General features: G+C 32.2%; 23 protein-coding genes. 19 read left to right on the forward strand and 4 right to left on the reverse strand.

Translation table 11 applies throughout. The features are described 5' to 3' along the window. Window positions 1–2: 2 nt before the first annotated feature. The 13 genes from CN601_RS17135 (at window position 3) to CN601_RS17195 (ending at window position 13,964) form a co-directional block, all read left to right on the forward strand. On the forward strand, window positions 3–353 hold the full coding sequence (locus CN601_RS17135) for a DUF4387 domain-containing protein (protein WP_098171763.1): 351 nt from the start codon (window positions 3–5) through the stop codon (window positions 351–353). Next, window positions 328–1,254, forward strand: a complete 927-nt coding sequence (locus CN601_RS17140) for a ribokinase (protein ID WP_098171764.1) — start codon at window positions 328–330, stop codon at window positions 1,252–1,254. Before CN601_RS17135 ends, CN601_RS17140 begins: the two co-directional genes overlap by 26 nt. Next, window positions 1,223–2,125, forward strand: a complete 903-nt coding sequence (locus CN601_RS17145; protein WP_098118533.1) for an ABC transporter permease — start codon at window positions 1,223–1,225, stop codon at window positions 2,123–2,125. Before CN601_RS17140 ends, CN601_RS17145 begins: the two co-directional genes overlap by 32 nt. Window positions 2,126–2,141: 16 nt before the next feature. After that, a complete protein-coding gene (locus tag CN601_RS17150) occupies window positions 2,142–3,020 on the forward strand; it encodes a carbohydrate ABC transporter permease (RefSeq protein WP_098171765.1) in 879 nt (292 codons plus the stop codon). 55 nt (window positions 3,021–3,075) lie between these two features. Further along, entirely contained in the window at window positions 3,076–4,545 is a 1,470-nt protein-coding gene (locus tag CN601_RS17155; protein WP_098171766.1) for an extracellular solute-binding protein, read from the forward strand. 12 nt (window positions 4,546–4,557) lie between these two features. Continuing rightward, window positions 4,558–5,706 (forward strand): ADP-ribosylglycohydrolase family protein, encoded by a 1,149-nt coding sequence (locus CN601_RS17160; protein WP_098171767.1) that lies wholly within the window; start codon window positions 4,558–4,560, stop codon window positions 5,704–5,706. Between the two features lie 33 nt (window positions 5,707–5,739). Next, entirely contained in the window at window positions 5,740–7,842 is a 2,103-nt protein-coding gene (locus tag CN601_RS17165) for an ADP-ribosylglycohydrolase family protein (RefSeq protein WP_098171768.1), read from the forward strand. 85 nt (window positions 7,843–7,927) lie between these two features. Beyond that, a complete protein-coding gene (locus CN601_RS17170; protein WP_098171769.1) occupies window positions 7,928–8,920 on the forward strand; it encodes an ADP-ribosylglycohydrolase family protein in 993 nt (330 codons plus the stop codon). Next, the gene (locus CN601_RS17175; protein WP_098118527.1) at window positions 8,920–9,963 is read left to right on the forward strand and encodes an ADP-ribosylglycohydrolase family protein; all 1,044 of its coding nucleotides are present in this window, start codon (window positions 8,920–8,922) and stop codon (window positions 9,961–9,963) included. Before CN601_RS17170 ends, CN601_RS17175 begins: the two co-directional genes overlap by 1 nt. 51 nt (window positions 9,964–10,014) lie before the next feature. Next, the gene (locus tag CN601_RS17180; RefSeq protein ID WP_098171770.1) at window positions 10,015–11,031 is read left to right on the forward strand and encodes a LacI family DNA-binding transcriptional regulator; all 1,017 of its coding nucleotides are present in this window, start codon (window positions 10,015–10,017) and stop codon (window positions 11,029–11,031) included. A gap of 312 nt (window positions 11,032–11,343) precedes the next feature. Beyond that, window positions 11,344–11,604: a DUF2187 family protein gene (locus tag CN601_RS17185; protein ID WP_098171771.1), complete on the forward strand. Its 261-nt coding sequence runs from the start codon at window positions 11,344–11,346 to the stop codon at window positions 11,602–11,604. Between the two features lie 448 nt (window positions 11,605–12,052). Continuing rightward, window positions 12,053–12,949: an ABC transporter ATP-binding protein gene (locus CN601_RS17190; RefSeq protein ID WP_098171772.1), complete on the forward strand. Its 897-nt coding sequence runs from the start codon at window positions 12,053–12,055 to the stop codon at window positions 12,947–12,949. Between the two features lie 58 nt (window positions 12,950–13,007). Beyond that, window positions 13,008–13,964 (forward strand): ABC transporter permease, encoded by a 957-nt coding sequence (locus CN601_RS17195; RefSeq protein WP_098171773.1) that lies wholly within the window; start codon window positions 13,008–13,010, stop codon window positions 13,962–13,964. Between the two features lie 67 nt (window positions 13,965–14,031). Here the strand turns inward: CN601_RS17195 and CN601_RS17200 are convergent, their stop codons facing one another. Beyond that, the gene (locus CN601_RS17200) at window positions 14,032–14,670 is read right to left on the reverse strand and encodes a GntR family transcriptional regulator (RefSeq protein ID WP_179865594.1); all 639 of its coding nucleotides are present in this window, start codon (window positions 14,668–14,670) and stop codon (window positions 14,032–14,034) included. A gap of 440 nt (window positions 14,671–15,110) precedes the next feature. Between CN601_RS17200 and CN601_RS17205 the strand changes: the two genes are divergently transcribed. Next, window positions 15,111–16,226, forward strand: coding sequence for a GGDEF domain-containing protein (locus CN601_RS17205; protein ID WP_098171775.1), 1,116 nt, complete (start codon window positions 15,111–15,113; stop codon window positions 16,224–16,226). Window positions 16,227–16,269: 43 nt separating this feature from the next. Here the strand turns inward: CN601_RS17205 and CN601_RS17210 are convergent, their stop codons facing one another. Together CN601_RS17210 and CN601_RS17215 are read right to left on the reverse strand one after the other, a co-directional pair. Further along, window positions 16,270–16,917, reverse strand: coding sequence for a GntR family transcriptional regulator (locus CN601_RS17210; protein ID WP_098171776.1), 648 nt, complete (start codon window positions 16,915–16,917; stop codon window positions 16,270–16,272). A gap of 209 nt (window positions 16,918–17,126) precedes the next feature. Next, window positions 17,127–17,765, reverse strand: a complete 639-nt coding sequence (locus CN601_RS17215) for a GntR family transcriptional regulator (RefSeq protein WP_179865595.1) — start codon at window positions 17,763–17,765, stop codon at window positions 17,127–17,129. Window positions 17,766–18,514: 749 nt separating this feature from the next. On the opposite strand from CN601_RS17215, the gene CN601_RS17220 reads away from it, so the two are divergent. The 4 genes from CN601_RS17220 to CN601_RS17235 all read left to right on the forward strand — a co-directional run bounded on the left by CN601_RS17220 (window position 18,515) and on the right by CN601_RS17235 (window position 23,529). Continuing rightward, window positions 18,515–20,002 carry a spore germination protein gene (locus CN601_RS17220; RefSeq protein WP_098171778.1) on the forward strand — a complete coding sequence of 496 codons (1,488 nt, stop codon included), beginning with the start codon at window positions 18,515–18,517 and terminating at the stop codon, window positions 20,000–20,002. A gap of 18 nt (window positions 20,003–20,020) precedes the next feature. After that, complete coding sequence (locus tag CN601_RS17225; protein WP_098171779.1) at window positions 20,021–21,106, forward strand: GerAB/ArcD/ProY family transporter; 1,086 nt, start codon at window positions 20,021–20,023, stop codon at window positions 21,104–21,106. Continuing rightward, window positions 21,103–22,185, forward strand: a complete 1,083-nt coding sequence (locus tag CN601_RS17230; RefSeq protein ID WP_098171780.1) for a Ger(x)C family spore germination protein — start codon at window positions 21,103–21,105, stop codon at window positions 22,183–22,185. Before CN601_RS17225 ends, CN601_RS17230 begins: the two co-directional genes overlap by 4 nt. 228 nt (window positions 22,186–22,413) lie before the next feature. After that, complete coding sequence (locus CN601_RS17235; protein ID WP_098171781.1) at window positions 22,414–23,529, forward strand: GGDEF domain-containing protein; 1,116 nt, start codon at window positions 22,414–22,416, stop codon at window positions 23,527–23,529. Window positions 23,530–23,596: 67 nt separating this feature from the next. On the opposite strand, the gene CN601_RS17240 is transcribed toward CN601_RS17235, so the two are convergent. Beyond that, on the reverse strand, window positions 23,597–24,058 hold the full coding sequence (locus tag CN601_RS17240) for a hypothetical protein (protein ID WP_098171782.1): 462 nt from the start codon (window positions 24,056–24,058) through the stop codon (window positions 23,597–23,599). A gap of 97 nt (window positions 24,059–24,155) precedes the next feature. Between CN601_RS17240 and CN601_RS17245 the strand changes: the two genes are divergently transcribed. Then, the gene (locus CN601_RS17245; protein WP_098171783.1) at window positions 24,156–24,737 is read left to right on the forward strand and encodes a vWA domain-containing protein; all 582 of its coding nucleotides are present in this window, start codon (window positions 24,156–24,158) and stop codon (window positions 24,735–24,737) included. Window positions 24,738–24,953: the final 216 nt, after the last annotated feature.

Raw genomic sequence — 24,953 nt, forward strand, 5'->3', positions numbered from 1 at the left:
TAATGGTTACATTATTTGATTTAGCAAAAGTACTTAGAAGTAAAAATTCAGGTCCTTTTGAAGTCACATTGGACATTTTATTTGATTCAGAACGAGTTTATCAACTAGTTAAAAACTCAGGCAAGATTACGAAACAGACAATTTGTCATTTATATAATTTACGTAAAGAACAGGTTCACCATCTTGTTTTCTTTGACCAAGCATTGGGAATCAAAATTACGATTGAAAGAGAAGTCTCTTCAGGAAGTGTAGGAGACAGAGATGTATATGGTGCGCAACAACATGCACCGCTAATGAAGATTACTTTTGATGAGGCGGAGATGACTAGTGAGGAAGATTGCAGTTGTAGGTAGTATTAATATGGACTATTTTGTTGAAGCAGAAAAGTTACCTGAAATAGGTGAAACGCTTTTAGGGAATCAATTCTTTTTATCGGTAGGAGGTAAAGGTGCTAATCAGGCTGTAGCCGCTTCCCGATTAGGTGCTGAAGTAGCTTTATTTGGCTCAGTTGGTAAAGATGAGATTAGCGAAATCTTTATCGAAAATATGAAAAACGAAACGTTAGATATAAAAAATTTAAATCTAGTTGAAGGAAGCCATACTGGTGTAGCATTTATAGAAATTTGTAATAGCGAGAATCGAATTCTAGTTGTACCTGGGGCTAATGATTTTACAGATGTTAGCTATATTAATAGAGTTTTAGACGGATTGCTTACGTATGATGTTGTTTTATTCCAAATGGAAACGCCAATCGTGTTAATGGAGTATTTAATTCCTATTCTACATGAAAAAGGAAAAATAATAATCGTTAACCCGGCCCCTGCGCATAAAATTAAGGCACATTTATTTGAAAAGATTACTTATTTAACACCAAATGAACACGAGTATGAAATCGTTTTTGATAGTAAGCTTCCAATGGAAGAGTTACTGATCAACTATCCAAATCAATTAATTATTACATGTGGTACGGATGGTGTTGTTTATTATGATGGACAAGAAATTGTTCGTGTGCCAGCTATAAAAGTACAACCTGTTGATACAACTGGTGCAGGCGATTCATTTTCCGGAGCGTTTGCAGTAGCAGTTTCAGAGGAGAAAAATCTTTATGACAGTATTCGATTCGGTACGATTGTAGCTGGATTATCTGTTACAAAAAAAGGTGCTCAAACCGGTATGCCATATCGAAGTGAAGTAGACCTTTTATGGAAAGAGGAGTTGAAACATGAAGGTGAAGACCACGCTATCGAAAATTAAAAAAGATTGGGTCATCTATTTAATGCTTCTTCCTGCAATTGTTTATTTCTTTATATTTAATGTAATTCCATTGCTAGGGATGAAGCTTGCCTTTCAGGATTATCGGATCATTGGTGACAATGTTTGGGTTGGTTTAAAGCATTTTAAACTTTTATTCAACTCACCAGCTTTCTTGGATGTATTAAAAAATACGGTCATTATTAGCTCAATGAAGATCATCTTCATTTTTCCGATTCCAATTATATTATCATTGTTAATTAACGAGGTTCGAACTGGGCCTTTTAGAAAGTACGTACAATCTATCATTTATTTACCGCACTTTCTTTCATGGGTTGTAATTGCTGGTATATGGATTAGTCTTTTAAATCCAACTGATGGAGGCGTAAATGTTATACGTCACTTTTTCCATCTACCATCCGTTGATTTTATGACTAGTAAAAGTCATATTCGCTGGGTTTTAGTTTTTTCAGAAATGTGGCGTTCTTCTGGATGGGACTCCATTCTTTACTTAGCAGCAATCATGAAAATAAGCCCATCACTATATGAAGCTGCTCGTATGGACGGGGCATCTAGTTTACAACAAATGAGATATATCACTCTACCGGAACTTACAAGTACGATCGTAACGGTGTTTATCTTAAATTTAGGATTCTTTTTGAACGCTGGTTTCGATCAAGTGTTTAACATGATAAATGATTCCGTAATTAGTGTCGTTGATATTCTAGATACATATGTTTATAGAATTGGTATTTTAAATGCTCAATACTCTTATGCAACAGCGGCTAGTTTATTTAAGGGTGTTATTGGAGTAGTTTTAATTCTCGGAACACATTTTATCTCAAAAAGGATTTCAGGTAAGGGTGTTTGGTAATAGGGAGGTGTAGGTTTTGAAGAAAGTTAATTGGATAAAAATAGCCATCTATCTAGTGTTAATTTTAATATCTTTATCGATATTAATACCGATCTTGAACTTACTGGCAATGTCTCTTTCTGACCCTTTAAAAGTTCATAAATTAAAAGGGTTAAGTATTTTGCCAGAAGGATTTTCTTTAATTAATTATAAAATATTGCTTTCAAATCCACTTATTTTACGAAGTATTTTTAACACATTTTTAATAACGGTTATTGGAACTGCGCTAAATCTATTTTTAACTGCAATGGCAGCCTATGTGCTAGCTAGAACGAACTTTGTAGGAAAAAAAGTTATAATGGTTTTCCTTATTATTCTAATGGTTTTTGAACCAGGATTGATTCCAGAATTTTTATTAATTAAAAATTTAGGATTACTTAATACTTACTCTTCTTTAATTCTATACAAGGCAATTAATGTATTCTATTTGTTTATTTTAATGAGATTCTTTGAAGATGTACCAGATAGTATATTAGAGGCTGCTAGAATTGATGGAGCAGGGCATTTTAGAATTTTTACGAAAATCATGCTACCTCTATCAAAGCCAGCACTTGCTACTCTTGGATTATTCTATGGAGTTTATCACTGGAATGAATATTTCAGAGCTACTATTTATATTACAGATCCACATAAATGGCCATTACAAGTTGTGCTTCGACAATTTGTAGTGATGAGGGATAATACTTCAATGCTAGGGAGTTTGACTGGTGGGTCATATAAACAAATTGCTAATCTAGATTTTTCTTCTCTACAAGCCGGAACAATCATCATTTCAATGATTCCTTTATTAATACTGTACCCACTAATCTTAAAGTATTATGCAAAGGGTGCGCTTGAAGGTGGAGTAAAAGACTAATGGTTAAACAAGTTAATTGGTCAAAAAAACTTAAAATTTATGTGGGGGTAAAAAAATGAAGAAATTACTTATGTTAATTTTTAGTGCACTACTAGTATTTACAACTGCTGCTTGTTCAAACGACAAGGAAACGAATGCAAATGATAAAACAGCGGATGGGAAGACAATAATTCGAGTTGTTGCAAAAGATGATTCGCCATCTAATCCTGCATCAATAAAATATTACAATGAATTAGAAAAAGCTTTAAAAAGAGATGAAAACTTAAACGTAAAATTTAAACTAGTAGAAGTTCCTCAAGGAGATTATGCTGAAAAATTAAATCTATTATTAACTGGTGGAGATATTCCTGATTTAATCTACTTCCAAGGTGGAGACCAACAGATTTCTCAACAAAATTTATTAGAAAAACTAACACCATATATTGATCAATCGAAGAATATTAAAAACATGCTTCAACCGTATGACGAAAAAAGATTAAACAACTATCCTTACTTGTTATGGATTAAACCACTTGACCAAAAGACACCGGTTATTAGAAAAGACTGGTTTGATAAAATGACTAGCGCACAAGCATTAATGGCAAATCCAACAACGGATAATTATTATGCGTTCTTAAAAGAATTAGTTACGAAGCACCCAGGTGGTGGTAAAAAACCAGCTTACGGACTTACGGCTGCAGGAGATATTGCAGAACTAGATTCTATTTTTAAAATGGCATTTGGGATCAATCAAACTTGGTTAAAAAATAGTGATGGAACATATGTTTATTCGAAAGTATCAAATAATGAAAAAGAATTACTAGCTTACTATAGCAAACTTTATAAAGATGGCATTCTTGATCCGCAATATTTAACAAAACAATGGGATACAAAAGAGAAAGCATTCTATGATGGCGATGCTGCAATCATTACTGGAACAAACGGTAAAGTAATCGATTTATACAACAGTAAAATGACTCAAGTGAATGGCAAGCAAGCTGAATTAGAAGTTTTACCTGCTGCAAAAGGAATTTACCAAGGCTTTGGTGGAACAGATATAACAAAAGAGTCACGTGGATATGCTATTTCTTCTCAATCAAAACATAAAGATTTAGTTTTCAAAGTATTGGATTACTTAGCAAGTCCAAAAGGTCAAATGCTTGATCGTCTAGGATTTGAAAATGAAGAATACAAGATTGAAAACGGACAAATTGCATTAACTGATAAATATTATAGTGAGTGGTTTGCTAGATATTGGGAACCAACAGATTTTAAAACAGAACAACCATTAAAAACACCATTATTAAGTGAGCCTGCTTTAAAATCTCAAGAAATGGTTCAACAAGCCTATTCTGAAGATAATACCTTTATTTTACCAGAGAAATTTGTTGCTAACTGGGATGCGATGGAAAACCTTTATAAAGAATACGCATCGGATATTATCACAGGAAAGCGTCCAGTAAGTGACTTCGACAAGTTTGTGAAAGAATGGAAAAAAGCTGGTGGAGATGAGCTTACTAAATATGCAAATGACAAAATAAAGTAAGGAGTGCTTAATATGGTTTCGTTTAAGGATCGTGTAAGAGGTATTATTCTTTCGACAGCCTTAGGTGACGCACTTGGGGCACCGATTGAAAAGCTTACCTATAAAGAAATAAAAGAGAAATATAAACGAGTAGAGTCATTGAATACTAGATGGTATAAAGAAGACGCTCCACTTGATGTAACACTTGGTAAAATGCGTGGACAAGGTATCGTAACAGACGATACCTTGATGACCGCAGCTTTAATTAATGTTTATTTAAAGGAAAAAAGACATCTTGATGCCTATGATGTTGGGAATGAATTCGTGAAAGAAATTGCCTTTAAAAAAACATATATTCCTGAATTTGGTCGTGAAGCATTAATTATTGATCGTTTGTTTTATCCTGAAAAATATATATTCATGCGACATGTTTTGGCTAATTGTGAGCCAAGAGAAGGTGGCATTGGAAATATGATTAATTGTGGAGCAGCCATGTACATTGCTCCAATTGGTGTAGTTAATGCAGGTAATCCAAAAGCAGCTTATGATGAAGCAATCCTTTTTGCTATGGGACATCAAAGTAGTTATGGACTTGAGGCAGCAGGGGTTTTGTCTGCATGTGTGGCAAAGGCTTTTGAAGAAAATGTAAGCATTGATGAAATTGTTGAGACGGCGATTCAATATGCGAAAGACGGCACAAAACAAGCGATTATTGAATTAACAGAAGCTGCAAGAAAACTACGAGTAGATCAGGCAGATATGGATCAAGTTATCGAGACATTCCAAAGTATTCTCGTGAAGTTTTCACCAATGATGGATGATGTTCATCGCAAAATAGAAAAGGTCGGAATCCCATCAAATCACTATACACCAAGTAGGTTATTTTCAATTGAAGAACTACCAATGGCACTGGCATTTATTGTTTTAAATAATGGAGAATTCTATAAATCTATTTATGACGGTATTAATTCAGGGCGTGATACTGATTCCATTGGTGTGATGATTGGGGTAATTCTTGGAGCTAAGTATGGTTATAGTGTTATCGAACAAGAAGATATTCAAATCTTAGAGTCAACAAACAAGATGAATCTACTTCATTTATCCGATACGTTTGCTGAAGTTGCAAAAGAGATTATATTGCAAGATTTACATATTAATGAACAAAGAAAAAGATTCTTTTGAGGAAAAGGGTAACCCGGAAGTGGAGTGAAAGAGATGATTTCGAATGATTATTTAGAAAAGGTTTATGCTGGATTTTTAGGAATGAATGCTGGAATCCGACTTGGTGCACCGGTTGAACCAACAGAGTGGACACCAGAAATCATTCAAGATGTTTACGGTGATATTAAAGGCTATATAAAGGACTACAAAACTTTTTCTGCTGATGATGATGCCAACGGTCCAGTATTTTTCCTTCGTGCATTATTAGATGATGCGAAAGATCGTGAATTAACACCAGAAGATGTAGGTCGAGCTTGGTTAAACTATACACGTGAAGGAATCGGGATGTTTTGGTGGGGCGGTGAAGGGATTAGCACGGAGCATACTGCCTATAATAATTTGAAAAAAGGTATATCTGCGCCGAAATCTGGATCTTCTGAAGTAAATGGAATTGTCCTTGCAGAGCAAATTGGCGGGCAAATATTTGTTGATAGTTGGGGATTACTGTTTCCTAATAATTCTAAAAAAGCAGCTGATTATGCTGAAATTGCAGCAAGCGTTTCACATGATAAAAATGGATTATTTGGTGCGAGATTTATTGCCGCATGTATCGCTCAAGCATTTTCTGCAAAATCGATCGAAGAGATTATTGAAGCTGGCTTAAAAGAGATTCCGGAAGAATCTACTTATGCTCTAGTTGTTAGAGCAGTTCTAGATTTTCATGAGCAAGTGCCTAACGATTTCCGCCTTTGTCGTCAATATCTTGAGGACGAATGGGGATATGACAAATACCCAGGTATCTGCCATATTATACCAAATGCGGGTGTGTGTATCTTATCGTTACTTTATGGAAATGGCGACTTTGCAAGAACAATTGAGATTGCAACGATGTGTGGATGGGATACAGACTGTAATGCTGGAAATGTTGGAACAATTTTAGGTGTTTTCACTGGAACCAGCGGAATAGCAGATCGTTATCGAAAACCGATTAATGATTTTATCGCCACATCAAGTGTTTCTGGTTATTTAAATATTTTAGATATCCCTACATTCTCTAAATCTCTTGCACTATTAGGCTACAAGATGGCAAATCAGGAGCCACCTGTTGAATTATTAAATAGCTATCGAGAAGAAGAAATTTATTTTGATTTCACATTACCAGGATCTACACATGGATTCAGAACTGATTTCCCTTTTAAAACATTCTTAAGACATAATTCTGACAATGGGTACCAAAGCAAAGGTTCACTAGAAATCTTTATCGATCGAATGATTAAAGGTGAAAGTAGTAAAGTTTTCTATAAACCTTTCTACCGAAGAGAAGAATTTAATGATGAAAAATATAAGCCAACTTTTGCACCTCAGATTTATAGTGGACAAAGCGTTTCTTTAAAAATCTATTCCGATAAAATTCAAGGTGAGGACTTTATCTTAACACCTTATATTCGAAATACTTATTCCAAAGAGACTGTAAAACTGAATTCTATTAAACTTACAAATGATGAATGGAATCGAGTTGAATTTGTCGTTCCAGATACTGATGGGGATTTAATTGATGAAGTAGGATTTATTATCGAAAGTCCGTCAGAACTAACAAAAAGAGCATTTGGTAAATTATATATTGATGAATTTAGGATTTTTGGAAAGTCTTGCTATGAAATTGATTTTTCAAAACAAGCAATTGAATTTCTTAGCGTAACTCCTTTTTCTCATCATCGAGGTGAGTGGACATTAGAGAACGGAAAAATGAGAGTTAGTAGTTTAACAGACTGTGCTTCATTCACAGGAAACTATTATACAAAAGATGTAATCATGAATGCATTCATTTTACCGAAGAAAGGTAACTCTCACAATCTACTATTTAGAGCATCTGGAGTAGAGCGCCATTACCAAGTCGGTTTTGATGGGGAAAATCAAGTTTCATTAATTTCGAACGATTTTGGAATTGAGCGTATACACTCTATTCCATATGAGTGGAAGCATGATGAAGAGTATCAGTTTGAATTGAAATGCAAAGGAAATGAAATCTGCTTTTCTATTAATAATGAATCAATTCTCTTATTTGAGCATAATCGATTTAATCGAGGAATGATCGGATTCGCAATGTTAGAACAAGGGGAATCGATCATATCTAATTTTTCTGTGAAGGAATTATAAAGATGATGTTTATGAAAGGTAGCGAAAGCTGCCTTTTATAATACAGTCAATCACATTGTTTGATTAATTAAATGAGGTGAATAGTATGAATCGGAAAGAAATTTACGATAAAGTATACGGATGTCTAATTGGTCTTTCAGTTGGTGATGCACTTGGTGCGCCAACTGAGGGAATGACACTAGAAGGAATAAGGGAGAAATACAAATGGGTGGATGGTTTTATTTCAAACGATCCTGTTGGGACAGATGATACAGAATACTCGATGTTAACTTCTCTAATTTTACTAAAATATGGTGAGAATTTAACTTATCAAGATATGACAAATGAATGGAGCCAATACTTATTAGACCAAAATGGTGGATTTAAAGGTGGAGGTTTTAGCGAAGTTGATGCTATTTTTAATTTAAGAAAAGGACTTGTTGCTCCTTATTCTGGTATGGATAATCATGAAATGTGGAGTGATGGTGTAGCCATGAGAATAGCTCCAGTAGGTGTTTATTTTGCTGGTGACCCAGAAAAAGCTGCAAAAATAGCAGAAATTGAGGCAAGAATTAGTCATGACAGAGACGGCGTCTATTGTGGAATGGCAATTGCTGCTAGTGTTGCTTATGCTATGACAGGTGATTCCTTTGAAAAGGTAATTCAGACTGGCCTAGACGTATTACCAAAAGATTCATGGTCTTATCGAAAAATAGATGAAGCAGTAAATATTGGGATGAAATATTCTAATGTACAAGAGGCAATGGAAGAGCTCTATAATAAAGTTTCAATTTTCTATTATCCTTGGGCAGACGTTGCTCCTGAGGCTACAGCTTTAGCATATGGTATATTTGCTGCATCAAAGGGAGATTACATACAAGCAGTTTTAGGTGGAACAAATATTGGCAGAGATTCAGATACGATTGCCTCAATGAATGGTGCATTATCAGGGGCATTAAACGGTTCAAGCGTTATTCCGGAAGATTGGAAAAGTAGAATTAATGTTATTAAGGGAGTATGTGTTAAGAAAACAAGAGGAATTGATATACGTGATTTAAGTGAGAGGTTCACAGATGTCATTGCTGGGAGGGGATTATAATGAATTACCAAACATTATATAGTAAATCATGTGGAGCTTTTTTAGGGCTTGCAATTGGAGATTCATTAGGGTTTCCAGCAATGTACCATCGAACCACCGTTTTACCAACAAGAAGAAGAAATCGTCTTTGGGACTTTAGTAAACAGACTGATGAATATAAAATTAACAAATTTTCGTTGCCATTCACTCATGCAATGGATGAAAGTATTTTAGACTTTTCTGGGACAGATGATACTGAATTTGCTATGATTTCTGCGCTTATGTTACTTGAATCATCTCATTTCAATGAAGTAGAATTCCTTGAACAATGGAAAAAGCTTGTCGTTCATCATGAACATGAAATATGGAGTGGAATTAGTGAGAGAGCTTCCATTGAAAATATTAAAAAGGGTTTAATATCTCCTGCAACAGGGAATGACAATCCGCATCATTTTGATGATGGGGCTGTAGCGAGAGCAGTACCAATCGGAATTAAATTCCATGGCGACCCAAATAAAGCTGCAATTGTATCGGAAAAAATGGCATCAATCACAAATGCGGAAGATGGAGTATACGCTGCAAAGGCAATGGCAGCAAGTATTGCACTTGCAATTGATGGTGCCTCAGCGAAGGAAATTGTTGATGAAGGATTAAAACAAATCCCTGAAAATACATGGTTAAGTAGAAAAGTAAACCAAGCAATTTCGATTTTGGAATCAACTAATAACGATGCATTTGCTGCTATGCCTCTTTGGAATACCCAACTAGTTAACTCAATTTATAATTATGGAAATATTGCCCCTGAGACTTTAGCGGTTGCCTATGCTATAATTCTTGCTACAGAAGGAAATTTTGAAAAGAGTATCATGCTCTCACTTATGTTACCAAAACAAGCCGACAGCATGCCTGCAATGGTTGGTGCATTGGCAGGCGCAATGAATGGAATGGAATCAATTTCGAAAAGTTGGGTAGATAGTGTTGATCCAATAAAGGGCTTCTGTGTTCCGCATTTAAAGGGATTAACAATTACTGAAACAGTAAAACGATTAATCGAATCAGAATAAGAATATAATACATATGAGAAAATCTGTTCTATTTTAGGGGAGTATAATCTAGTGAAAAATAAGAAAGCGACGATACGGGATGTCGCAAAAGAAGCGGGTGTTTCTGTAGCTACGGTATCTAGATATATAAATAACATAAGCTATATTAGTCCGGAAACCGAACAAAAAATTAAAGTAGTTATGAAAAAACTTGATTATAAACCAAACGAGATTGCTAGAGGACTTGCGAAGCAAAAATCGAAAACAATTGCCTTAATTATTCCTGACATTTCAAACCCGTTCTTTCCAGAATTGGTTGTTGCAATAGAAGAAGTTGCTAAATTAAAAGGGTATAGCCTAATACTAGTTAATTCAAATAATGATGATCTAAAGAACCCTAAGTTTTGGAAGGAGTTTCAAAGTAGGTATATCGATGGTTTTGTGTTGGCTTCATTTGAATTCAATGAAGAAATCTTAAAAAGCTTACAGAATTTACAAATTCCATTTGTTAGAGTAGACCGTGCTGTTGATACACATACTGCAAACTCAGTAGGTGTCGATAATTATAAAGGAGCCATAATGGCTGTCGAACATTTGTATGAACTTGGATGCAAAAAAATTGCTCATATCAGTGGCCCTGGTGTTTTTATTCCTGCGATTGACCGGCTTCGGGGATATCAAGATACTTTGCAAAAGTATTTTCCAATACAAGAACCAATTGTTTACCAAGGAGATTTTGCGATGGAAAGTGGCAAGCAATTAACTCAACGTTTGCTTGAGGATCATCCAGACGTAGATGGTATATTTCTTGCAAATGATTTAATGGCAATAGGCTCTTTAAAAGCATTAAAAATTTTAAATATCAACGTTCCAACTGACATAGCCATTATTGGATTCGATGGAATTAAAATAACTGAAATGGTCGAACCCGAATTGAGTACAATTGTACAACCAATTTATCGAATCGGCGTCGCTGCAACAAATAAATTAATCAATTTAATAGAAGTGACAGATGACGTGGAAGAATATCAGTTAGAAGTAGCGCTAGTTAAAAGGGAATCTACTTTAGGGTTTTTGCCTAAAGGGTAATGAATCAAACTTTGCTTCAGTAGTAGCTAAGGGCAAAGACAGTAGGCATACTCGATATAATGAGTATGCCTACTGTCTTTTTATTATAGAATTAGTTTAGAAATATTTAAACACTGTTTCCTTATTCTCTACGTTTCTCAATCGTAATCCTATAAATAAATCCACATTAACGAATAAAGCATTAATCAACTAATACTATCAGATTAATTTATAGGTACAGAGTCACAATATAATCTAGTATCCAATTCACTTTTGAATATTCTGATATTTTTGTAATATTGAATAAAATAGAATAAAAAAGGTGATAAACAAATGTGCGAAAATAATAAACTAATCATAACGATGAATAAATACTATGTAAAACCAGGCGACGAAATTGAATTTACGCCAAAAAAAGACAATCTTGACAAGATCATTCCGAATTTAGTAAAAGGAATCGTAACAAAAGTTCTTTCAAATTCTGTAATCGTAGATATGAGAAAAGATCGAAACCACCGAAATTATTACGATCATGATCACACAGTAATTAGTCATAAGAAGTATAAAATTTTAGCAAATATGACTAGTAGGTAACCAAATTTTATTTCCTAGAAAATAGCCTTACCCCAATTCCATTGAGGGATAAGGCTATTTTTTTATTTAGTACCTATGTACTTATATGGATTCTTATAATAGTAAAAATTAAATATGAAATGCTACCTAAGTAACTTAATAAGTATTCTTTATTTCTTTTCATATTTTTGTTCGATGAAACTTTCAAACGGATCTACATTTTACAATAATTTTCACATGAAATTATAGAGTTAATCTTCTCTGTATTTACTGTCCGTCAATTTATTCTTCACATTAAAATAATTCTGAAAGATGTCATAAAACAATGAAATATGTAATAATTTTCATGTTTTTGTAACAATATCTTCCACCTTTTAACAAATTCAGACTTTAGACTGTTTTGTTTAAGTGATTATTTTGTTAAAATATAATTAGGAATTTAGAAAATATTGGAAATAAGGAGGATGAAATGAAGAATTCAATTGTGCAAATTAAGAACTTATCAAAAGAAATCAGAGGGAAGAAAATTGTTTCTGATTTAAGCTTTGATATTTTTGAAGGCGAAGTTTTTGGATTTTTAGGGCCAAATGGTGCTGGTAAGACAACGACAATTAGGATGATGGTCGGTTTAATGGCTATTTCTGAAGGTGACGTTGTGATTGATGGTCATAGTATTAAGTCTAACTTTGAGGATGCAATTAAGCATGTAGGTGCGATTGTAGAAAATCCAGAGTTGTATAAGTTTCTAAGCGGCTATGATAATTTAATGCAATATGCTCGAATGAATAAGAATGTTTCAAAAGAGAAAATTGATGAGGTTGTTGAGCTAGTAGGCTTAACTGGGGCAATCCGTCAAAAAGTTAAAACCTATTCACTAGGTATGAGACAGCGACTTGGTTTAGCTCAATGTTTATTGCATGATCCAAAAGTTTTAATTCTTGATGAACCAACGAATGGACTAGATCCAGCAGGTATCCGAGAAATGAGAGATCACTTGCAGCTACTTACGAAAAAAAGAGGCATGGCTATTATCGTATCAAGTCACTTATTAGCAGAAATGGAAATGATGTGTGACCGAATTGGGATTATTCAGCAAGGTAAGCTAATAGATGTACAAACAGTAACAGAGCTTACAACTGAAGATGTGCAAACTTACTCAATTGAAGTGAATAATAGTGAAGCAGCACTTAAAGTTCTTACTAAACATAACGCTAATGTTGTTGATGGAGAAATACATATTGAATTAACAAGAGAAGATGTACCGAATGTCATTGAATTATTAGTAGAAAACCGTATTCGTGTATATGGATTTAAGGCAAATGCAAAAACATTGGAAGATCGTTTCTTAGAAATCACGAATGTTTAACAAGCTTTAGAAGTCTCGTTAACTAGTTGAGAAATTCAAAAAGAAAGGAACTTAAAACATGTTAAAATTGATTCAAAATGAATGGATAAAGATTATTAAAAGACCAGGAACAATTGTGATGGTTGCTCTTGTTATTTTACTTGTAGGTGTAACCGGTGCAATTATAAAATATAACGACAATAAAGTAGAGCAAAGCGCAGATCAGAATTGGAAGAAAACATTACAAGAAGAGACTGCAAAAGATAAAAAAGAATTAAAAAGTATAAGTGATAAAAATGATATTACAAGACCGTTCTTAGAACGATCAATTGCATTAAATGAATATCGCATTGAGCATAATATTTCACCTGATGAAAAATCAAGTGTGTGGACTTTTATGGAGACTTCATCAGGATTAATTATTTTAGTAGGATTATTTACGATTATCGTTTCTGCTAATATTGTCGCAAGTGAATTTAATTGGGGAACAATTAAACTATTACTTATTCGCCCGTTTTCTAGAACTAAAATCATTATGTCAAAATATTTAACTAGTATTCTATTTGGTTTTGCAATGTTATTTATTTTATTTATTGTTTCTAGCGTACTAGGCTTAATTCTATTCGGACCTGGTAGTGGGGATAATTCATATTTAGCATATGTCAATGGCCATGTGGAAGAACAAAGTAGACTAGTTTATTCTGCAAAGCGATATTTAATGAGTTTTATCGAAACATTTATGCTAGCTACAATGGCATTCATGGTATCAACTGTGTTTAGAAATAATACAATTGCAATCGGTATTTCAATCCTTTTATTAACAGTTGGTAGTACGGTAACAAATATTTTAGCTGGTTTCTTTGATTGGACAAAATTTATCCTATTTGCAAACACAGATTTAATGCAATACATCAACGGAACTCCGCTAGTAAAAGGAATGACAATGTCATTTTCATTAATTATGCTAGTAGTTTACTTCGTGGTTTTCTTAGGATTAGCATTAGTTGTATTTTCTAAACGTGACGTAACAGCCTAAGGGCATTACTTTAAAAAAACATGAAAAGCCTGATTCTCAAAAAAGAGAATCAGGCTTTTTGGTTTAACTAAAATAAAGATTGAATAATTTCTTTTATAATTTCATTGTACAAATCTAATGCTAGATCATACTGTTTCTCTTCAAATAATCTAGTTAATTCTTCATACTTTTTAATATGTGTTTCAACTGTGATTTTTCGATGTGAATAATATTTGCTAGAAATTATTTCAAATCTTTTTTGTAAATTATCGATTGTTTCCATCATTAAATCATTTTGGCTTGTACGTAAAATTAGATTATGAAAATGATTTGCTTCTAAATAATATAAATCATGCTCCTCTTCTGTAACAGCCGTTTTCATTTCTTGAATACAATCATGCATTTCAGTGATTGGGAAATCAAGTATTTTTCTTTTTGCTTTTTCAATACTTCCAATCCCTAAAAATAAACGGAATTCTAAGAAGTTTACAATTTCAATCATCGTAATTTGGATACTCTGTACCATAGATCCTTGGTTCGTATGATGTTTAACAAAGCCAGTTGTTTCTAATTTAACTAGAGCTCTTCGAATTGGCGTTCGGCTCATGCCCAAATCTTTCACAAGTGCGGCTTCAGTCATATAAGTTCCTGGAGCATATTTACCTTGAATGATTAATTTTTTTATTTCTTCATAAGCTTTTTGTTCAAGTGTTATAGTATTAGGCAAATTACTCACCATCCTAAATTTAATTTTTACGAAACAAAGCGAGAGTGTTGATTTTACACTCTGTTATGATCATGAACCAACGTGCTCACCAATTGATTTAACAATAAACAAATATTATACATAAAGTATACAATGAATTTCTTAATTTGCTATGTTTTATATTTCCAATTTTGTTAAATGAATAGTCGCAAGGTGATCTAAGTAATTTTTATTCTTATTGTTCGTAATATGTTAATAATTTAACCAGTAGGGAAAATATGTTTTTATTTTGTATAAAAATTCTATACGAAATTAGTGGTTATTATGCTAATATATAAAATAGAAGTGAATTCTAAGATGAAATTATGGTCATGGTATTGATAATGTCATAAGCCTATTTATTGAATATACGAAAGTTACTGCTTTATTTATTATTCCTGAAAAAGGAAGGTTAATGGAAGATGATTGTAAAAAATATACTTATTACTTACACGATCATAATTAGTTTTTTCTATTTAACATCTTCTATTTTATGGGGTGAGACTAGAAAAAGAATTAAAGGTAGCTTGCGGTTTCAAGACATTTTAATCGGTATTTTATTAAGTCTGTTAACAGTTATTCTGATCTATTTTCCAATCATGACAAATAATGGGACTAATGTACAAATTAAAACTTTAGCCACAGTAATTGCAGCGATCTTTTTTGGAAGTACAACATTAATTAGTTTATTTTTATGTAATATCATATGGTTTTGTCTAATTATCGGATTTAATTTAACATTCCTAGTAGATTTTTTCTCGCTTTTTTCTATATTAATAATTGGTATTTGGATGAACAAAACAAAATGGAAAGAAAAAAATCGAATTGCAATCATTTTTCCGTTTATTGTTATTTTAAAAATTTGTGGTTTCTATTTATTAGATAAATGGATTTATCCTCCTATCGGTGCGATTGATTTACAAAGATTAATTCATACCATTTGTTATTGGATGATCATGTTTGTACCGGCTTTATTACTTAGTATTCACATTGCTAATCAGACTAGAAATACACAATCAAAATTAAAAAAATTGGAAAACATGGCGAGTATTGATGGATTAACTGGTCTTTATAATCGAAGATATTTTGATGAAAAATTACTAAAAACGGCGCATGATTCTTATCGAAGTTCTAGAGAAATGACCCTGTTAATGATTGATGTTGATTATTTTAAAAAATACAATGATTTTTATGGTCATCCGCAAGGTGATGAATGCTTAAGAAAAATAGCGTTTATTTTACAGTTAGAGGTCGCATGTAAATCAGGATTATGTGCACGATATGGTGGGGAAGAGTTTTCAATATTATTACCAAAATCAACGCTTGAAGATGCAAGTATAATAGCAAATCGATTATGTCATTTAATAAAAAATCTTGAAATCGAACATGAGCAATCAGATAAAAAAATTGTTACATTAAGTATTGGCCTAGCATCATTGAAAGCTACAAACAGTCAAGATTATCAAAAGCTTATAAAAAAAGCCGATTTGGCATTATATAAATCAAAGCATAATGGAAGAGATCAAGTGAGTTGCTAATAAAAACATCTAAAACTTTTAACAGTTTTAGATGTTTTTTGCTTTAGAACATTAAATCAATAAATGCTTCTTCTTTAAGTTGTGTAAAAATCTCTTTTGCTTTATCAAATTCTGATTTTTCGACGCACTCAATAATCGAATTATATAAACCAATGGTGTGAGGAATTCTATTTTTTCTAACATTAAAAACATTTGAAGATGTTGCTTCTTCGGTAAATCTTTTCCATAATTGATCAAGCATCTCAACAATTAGGTTGTTTTGAGAATTTAGTAAAAATGTTTTATAAAATTCGGTTAATGATCGATGATATTGATAAGCATCATCCGCATTGAATGCTTTTTCCATCGAAGCTGTTATTTCTCTTAGTAGTTTTACATTAAAAGCTATATGCTTTCTTGCGGATTTTTCAACACAAAATACTGCAAAGCACCACTGAATTTCAATCATATTAATGATTTCGTTTAATGTGAAATGAGTATACATTACCGTTGTGCCATGAAAATTATTATGAGATAGAAAATCTTCGGATACAAGTCTACCTAGTGCTCTTCTAATCGGTGTTCTGCTCATTTGTAAATCAGATACAAGTGCTGTTTCTTTCAAGTGCATGCCAGTCGGATACTCACCTGAAAGTATTAGATCTTTTATTTTTTCATATGCAATTTGTTCTAATGTTTTTTCCTTTGCCATGTAGTTTCTCCTATAACATAGTGTATGTATTTCAATAAAATCTTGTCTATTTTCCTATAATATACTATTCATTAGTATACATTAAAAATGCAATTATAAAGCTATATGATTAAAATATTTCACTTAAAGTTTCTTTTTAAGCAAAAAAATCCTAAATCGAGTAGATTAGGATTTTTTTATGAAACTGAGTAAGGGGAAATTTGCTGAATTTATAACAAATCATTTATGATCGTCCTTTTAATGTCACTATAAAGGTTTTTGGCTTCATCAAATTCCTTTTTTTCAAGATAGCAAACTAATTCTTCATAAGCAGCTAACGTTTGCAAAAAGGAATTTTTCCTAATTTGAAAGTATTTTATTGAACCAGCAGTAAATCTATTTAGTAATTTAGTCATCGTTTCCATTATCAAATCATTTTGAGAGGGCTGTAAGATTAAGTTATTAAAATGATTTACTTCATTAAAATATAATTCAGATTCTCCATCTAAAATTGCTAGTTTCATTTTCGTAAGGCTTTCTCGCATTTCTTCTATTGGAAAATCTAACTGTTTTCTTTTTGCTTTTTCAATACTTCCAGTTCCTAAAAATAAACGAAATTCTATAAAATTAATCATCTCGATCATTGTGACTTGGATGTTTTGGACCATTGAACCTTGATGAGCGTAGTGTTTAATGAATCCGGAAGATTCTAAAGACATAAGTGCTCTTCGAATAGGAGTTCTACTCATGCCCAAATCATTTACTAAAGTTGCTTCAGTAATATATGTTCCAGGTTGATATTTTCCTGCGATGATTGCTTTTTTTATTTCAAGAAATGCTTTTTGTTCAAGCGTAATATTATTGGGCAATTTGTTCACCTTCCTATATTCATTTATTTCTTTAATTAAACTCTAGATACGTTGTATTTATTTTTTTGAATTTCAAATGTAGTGTTGTAATTTTAAGAAACAATAACAATACAAAAAGTATACAATAATTTGTGGCAAATATGTCAATTTAGTTTTAAATAGATCACGAGGTAATTGATGAACAGATGTGAAACGTAGAGGCTGTCCATATTCGGGCAGCCTCTTTTTTTACGTAGTATTAAAGAAAGTGCAAATAAGAATGTGAGAACTGCAAATAAACCAGTTGAAGGTGCAAATAAGAGATCAGAATCTGCAAATAAAAATAGGGAATCTGCAATTAAATTTCTTAGAATTCTAAATTTGATAGTATATTGCCTATACCGGTTAGGGGTATATAGTGTATTTCACCGTAATAATTGGTCAAAAGTGGCTATTAATAAAAGGAAAATGCTAAGTTTGCTCTATTTCTAACTAGACCGACTAAAAAAATTGAGTAATCTGCTATAACTCAAAAAAATGGATAATAAAATCAACTATAAATAAGAAACACCCTATGATACCCTCCATTCTCCAACATCCAGGTTTAAACCTGAAAAGAAGTGCCGCCCAGTCAGTTCCACAACTCTTAGGACAGCCTCTTTTTTATATACAGTCAGCGTAAGAAAACCGTCATGTTATTTTTTTCCATAAAATTGAATAATTTCCATTCTCGATTCAAATTATAAAATAAAACCTATTAGGGGAACAGTATGAGAAATAATAATGATCGTGTGAAAGAGAATTCCTCTCAAAAAAATTGGATTGAAGAATTATCGAAATCAGATGATTTCACTTCCTTTACAACTTCAAGTGATGTTGAAGATCAGAGTGTTTATCGCGTCTACTTTTTTCGGACGTTAATTAGGTCTGAGATTATGCATGAGGAAGTACTTCCATATTTAACAAAGAATCTAACATTACAACAATTAAAATCTCAAATTCCGGTTCAACAACTGATTGTAACCACAGATAATTCTGTCGTAATCGAAAAGCTTCTTGAAGGTTATGTGTCAATTCAGTACGGAGATAATAAAACCGAGTGTTTACTTGCTGATGTTGCAAACAACATATCAAGAACAATTGGTCCACCTTTAATGGAATCTACTACTTTAGGTCCTCAGATTGGATTTGTAGAAGATTTAGTTATCAACATAAATTTAATTCGAAAAAAATTACCTATTTCTGATCTTCATATAAAGGAATTTAAGGTAGGGACATTTTCGAAAACCGGTGTTGCGGTGATCTATTTAAGCGAAATTGCTGATGAGGAAAATGTTAATACAGTAACCCAGCGGATTAATGATATCCAATATGATCATATTCCAGATAGTTCTTTTATTTCATCTATGATCGGGGATAATACACATTCTATTTTTCCACAATCGATTCCTACTGAAAGAATTGATCGTGCAGTCGCAGGGTTAACTGAAGGGAAAATTGTCATTATTGTGGATGGCTCACCAAATGTGCTCCTGACTCCTGCATTAATAGATGAAACCTTCATTGCAATGGAAGATTATTATGTCAATTGGGTACTTGCTACATTTTTCCGATTGCTTAGAATGTTCGGTTTTGCACTTTCGATCTTTATAACGCCTTTTTATGTTGCTATTTTGACTTATCATTATGAATTGATTCCACCTCGCTTACTTGAATCATTAATACTTTCAAGGGCATCCGTGCCATTTCCGCCAATTATTGAGGTGGTATTTTTAGAAATTACAATCGAGCTAGTGAAGGAAGCGGGGCTACGTTTACCATCAAAAATCGGGCAAACACTTGGTATTGTGGGTGGTATTGTAATTGGGCAAGCTGTTGTTGAAGCAAAGTTAACGAGTAATATTCTTTTAATTCTTGTCGGGCTAGGGACCCTTGCTTCATACACATCTGCAATTTATAAGTTTAACAATACCATTCGATTTATTAAATTCCCTGTGATCATAATGGCTCAATTAATTGGCCTTTTAGGGATATTTATGGGATTTATTTATTTAATAACTCATTTACTCCGATTAACATCTTTAGGAAGACCATATATTGGAGCTTACCCTTTTAGAAAAACGACTGCGTATGATTTATGGGTTAGGTTGCCATTTGCTGTTCAAAAAAAGAGACCAACAACTTTAAGACCAGCTAGTTTATTTCGCTCGACAAATGATAGTAAACGGCCAGGTCCACCAAGTGATTTTGATGAATAAAAATGAGGAGATTTAATCATGGCAACTTATAGAAGACAACAAGTATCACCATATCTCCTATTTTTTATTATAACAAGCTCTCAAATAGGAGTAGGAGTTTTAGGATTTCAACGAATTATAGCAAAATATGCTGGTTATGATGCGTGGATTAGTGTAATAATTGCTGGACTTATTGTTCATGTAGTTGTGTGGTTTATGTATAAATTATTAATTGCGGCAAAAGGAGATATTATTGATGCTCATAAGCAATTGTTTGGAAATTTTATCGGTTCAACCTTTAGCTTAATCATTATGGTATATTATCTTCTTTTATCTATTTCTGTTTTAAGATTATATATTGAAATCGTTCAAGTTTGGATGTTTCCCACTCTTGCAACATGGGTATTGGCTACTATTATTTTATTTTTATTGTATTACATTATATCAGGTGGATTTCGAGTAGTAGTTGGAATTGCCTTTTTATCTGGTATCTTTACAGCACTGCTTTATGCTTTGTTGTTTCATTTGCCACATAAATATGTCCATATGGATAATATATTACCTTTTCTTGATCACTCATTAAAAGATCTGTTATTGGCAGCAAAGCAGACAGTTTATACAATGGCAGGGTTTGAAATTTTACTAATGGTTTTTCCTTTCATTCGAAATGGGAATACCTCACAAAAATTTGCTCAGTTTGGAGTTGCTTTTTCAACATTAGTTTTTACACTATCAGCATTAACTACATATTTACTTTTAAGTGAAAAACAAATTCAACATATAATCTGGTCGAGAATATATATTGCCATGTTAATCCATTTTCCTTTTTTAGAAAGATTTGAATATATATTAATTTCCAGTTTCTTAATAAAAGTTATTTCCATTTTAGCCTTATCATTATGGAGCACAAGTAGGGGATTAAAGTTAATTTTTAAATGGAAGCAAAAGTATGCATTAATCTTGATCAGTATAATTAGTCTTGTTGTTTGTCAATTACTTGAAACTCGCTATCAAATAGATGCATTTACTAATTATACAAGTAAAATTTCATTATACCTTTTTTATGTTTACATACCATTATTGTCAATAATCTTTATCGTTACAAAGTCTAGGAAAACGCTATGAAAAATTCCCTTCCTATCGTTATTATTTGTATTACTTTATGTTTGAATGGTTGTTCACTTGTACCATCTACGAATGTTAATCAACTCAATATTATTGAAGCCACTGGATTTGACTTAGTAAAACCAAAACAAATTAAAGGAACTGTTGTTTTTCCAGTCTTTCGACCAACAGGACAGACAGAGTTTAGTGTTTCTTCTGCCAATGGAGAAACGATAAAAAAAGTAAGAGAAAGACTAGATAGTCAAATTAGGTACCGGCTAATATCAGGACAGCTTCGAGTCGTTACTTTTAGTCTAGAATTAGCAAAAAAAGGGATATTCCCGATTATTGATACGTTTAATCGTGACCCAGCTGTTGGAAATATTATACAATTGGCAATAGTAGATGGGGAAACAGTTGATTTACTTTCATTAAAACAATATTCAAAGGAAAACATAGCTTTATATATGTATGATTTACTTCTACATAATTCTCAGACCGGACCTTTTCCTTATACGGATTTCGCAACATTTATTTATCAATATTTTGAGGTAGGGCAGGATGCATATTTACCTGTTTTAAAAATAGTCAATGATAAAATTAAATTAACTGGAATTGCTGTATTTAAACAGGATAAACTCATTACAATCTTACCATGGAAATATGCCTTCATTTTTAAAGGGATGATGGAAGATTATAAACAAGGCTTACATCAGTTCAAAATTGACGGAGAATATGTAGCAATTGATAATTTAACTTCCAAAAGTAAATATATTGTTAAACTCAAAAAAGGGAAACCAGAATTTACAATTTATCTGAATATGAATGCAAGAATTCAAGAATATACTGGTGACAAACCAATAATATTTCCAAAACATATTAAACAATTAACTAAAGCTATTCGAAAGGATATTGAAAAAAATGCAAATGAGCTAATTTCGCTTCTTCAAGAAAAGAATATTGATCCAATTGGATTAGGTTCAAAATTAGAAGCACATCAAAGAAACTTTAATTTGAAAAAATGGAAGAAAGAATATTCTAGCGCAAAAATAAAAGTAAAGGTTAATTTAGATATTCTTCATACTGGAGTTGTTGAATAGTACTAAGTTCGGGATGGGCAATACAGAGGCGTCTTGTGGTCAGTGTTGACTAAAGACGCTTCTATTTATATTTTGAAAAAAATGGTATTTCAATTGTTTTTAAATTGTATACAAAGAAACTTGAAGGTATGTTAATATAATAATGCGTAAAAATAAAGTAAGAATGCAAGTTGAGTATTCCTTTAATAATATAAATCTAATTTTATTTAAGTAATTCCTGGAGGGAATATGCTTTTTAAAAATATCTTTATTACCTATACGATTATTATTAGTTTTTTTTATTTAACTTCCTCTATTTTATGGGGTGGAGCTAGGGAAAAGTTAACTGGGAAATCAAAGTTACATGAATTTATTATTGGAGTTTTATTGAGTTTGTTGACAATTGTGCTAATCAATTTCCCAATTGTCACAGATCATGGTACGAATATACAAATCAGAGCTCTGGGTATAGAAATTGCAGCAATCTTTTTTGGGAATGTTACATTAATAACGATGTTTTTATTCGATTTAGTCGTGTTTTATTTTTTTAATGGATATAGTTATTCTTATAAATTAGATACGTCATTATTATTGATTATTTTATTAATAGGTTTTTTAATGAATTATCAAAAATGGTCGGAAAAGAAACGTTTTTTTATACTAACTCCTCTAATCATCCTTGTAAGATGTTATGGTTTTTATTTATTCGATAAATGGGTATTAGCGCCGATTGGTGAGATTGTTTTAGGAAGATTACTTCAAACAATGGGATATTGGATCTTAATGTTTGTGCCAGCTTTATTATTAAGCTACTTTATCGCATATCAAACACGAAATACTGAAATGAAATTAAAGAAGATGGAAAACATTGCAAATGTTGACGGTTTAACTGGGTTATATAATCGTAGATTTTTTGATAAACAACTTTTTAATAATTGTTCTAAGTCTTATAAAAATTCAATACCAATGTCTTTATTAATGATTGATGTAGATTATTTTAAAAATTATAACGATTTATATGGTCATCCAAAAGGTGATGAATGCTTAAAGAAGATTGCATTATGTCTGCAATCAGATACGACTAGTTCGTCAGGCATTGTTGCAAGGTATGGAGGAGAGGAATTTTCAATTTTGTTACCGAAAGCAAATCTTGACGATGCAATGAAAATAGGTATTCGTTTATGTAAAAATGTAAAAAAACTAAAGATTGAACATGAAGATTCTGAAAAAAAGGTAGTAACGTTAAGCATAGGTGTGGCATCACTAATTGCTGAAAGTGAAGAAGATATTAAAAAGCTAATTAAACATGCTGATCAAGCATTATATAAATCAAAGCATAATGGAAGAGATCAAGTTAGTTCCTAAATTCTCATTAGAAAAACATCTATACCGCCATTTTTGAAAATGGTATGACTAGATGTTTTTTTTAGTTTCATTTTATTAATGGGCTTAAATTCAGTTGATTTAATGCTTCGTTGATAAAATCGATATCATATAGTTTCTTTTCTACACAAAATCTTATCACTAAATCATTTTTATCACTATTAGATAATGCGAAACCAGCGGCATTTAAGAGTTCTTCCATGTCCATTTTATTTAGCTCAAGTGCGAGCGATAAAGCAATAATTGTATTTTTTTTAGGAAGATAATTCGGATTGGAACGGATTTTTGAAAAATGTTTTCGATCAATTCCTGCTCGTTTATAGATGAACGGATCGCTGACGTTTTTTTCATCAATAAAGTTAAACAAGAGTTCTTTAAAAGTTGGTTTATGTTTCTGTGTGATGAACTCTTCAATTTCAATATGATCTATTTCATTTGAGCAAAAAAGCATTTCTTCAAAATGACGGTCTACATAAATCAGTAATTCAAGAAATAATTCTTGGTTAATCATTTGTTTATCTCCCTCCAAAAATGTCGCTTTTCAGGCGACCAATCCACTAATCAATCCAGTTACAATTATAACATCAAGTAATAAGGGGCTGATCAAAATGATAAACGATAAAACAGAAATTATCTTTTTGCTAGACAGAAGTGGCTCGATGGCAGGGCTTGAAAGTGATACAATCGGTGGGTTTAATGCATTTATAAAAAAACAATGTAGTTTTGATGAGGAAACAAAAGTAACTACTGTGCTTTTTGATGATCAATATGAGGTTTTATGGGATGAGCTTGATGCAAAAGAAGTAAAATTGACAGATAAAGAATATTTCGTGAGAGGAACTACAGCACTTTTAGATGCAGTAGGAAAAACTATAGTGAATGTTCGTAACAGATTATCAATAAGTAATGAAGAGGAACAACCGGGTAAAGTAATCTTCGTCATTACAACTGATGGCTTAGAAAATGCGAGTACGGAATTTACTTATCGCAAAGTGAAAAATCTTATTCAGCAGCAACAATCAAAGGATGATTGGGAATTTATTTTTATGGGAGCAAATATTGATGTAGCAAAAGAAGCCGATAGTTTAGGCATCATGAAAGAAAACGCGTATAGCTTCGAAGCTACTAATGAAGGTGTTGAAAGTATGTATATTGTAATTAGTGAAGTAGTATCTAATAAGAGAAAATAATTCGTAATAAAATCTAGAAGTTAAAAAAATAGAGGGAAAATGAAAATTCTTAACTCATAAGGGGTTCATGAGTTAAAAAAGTAGAGAAAATATGAAAATTCTTAACTCATAAGGGGTTCATGAGTTAAAAAAGTAGAGAAAAAATGAAAAATCTTAACTCATAAAGGGCTCAGGAGTAAGTAAAACAGCACAAATAAGCAAAAGTGTTACTCATAA

Origin of the sequence: Bacillus sp. AFS017336, from assembly GCF_002555445.1 — a bacterium.
Taxonomy (GTDB): domain Bacteria; phylum Bacillota; class Bacilli; order Bacillales; family Bacillaceae_G; genus Gottfriedia.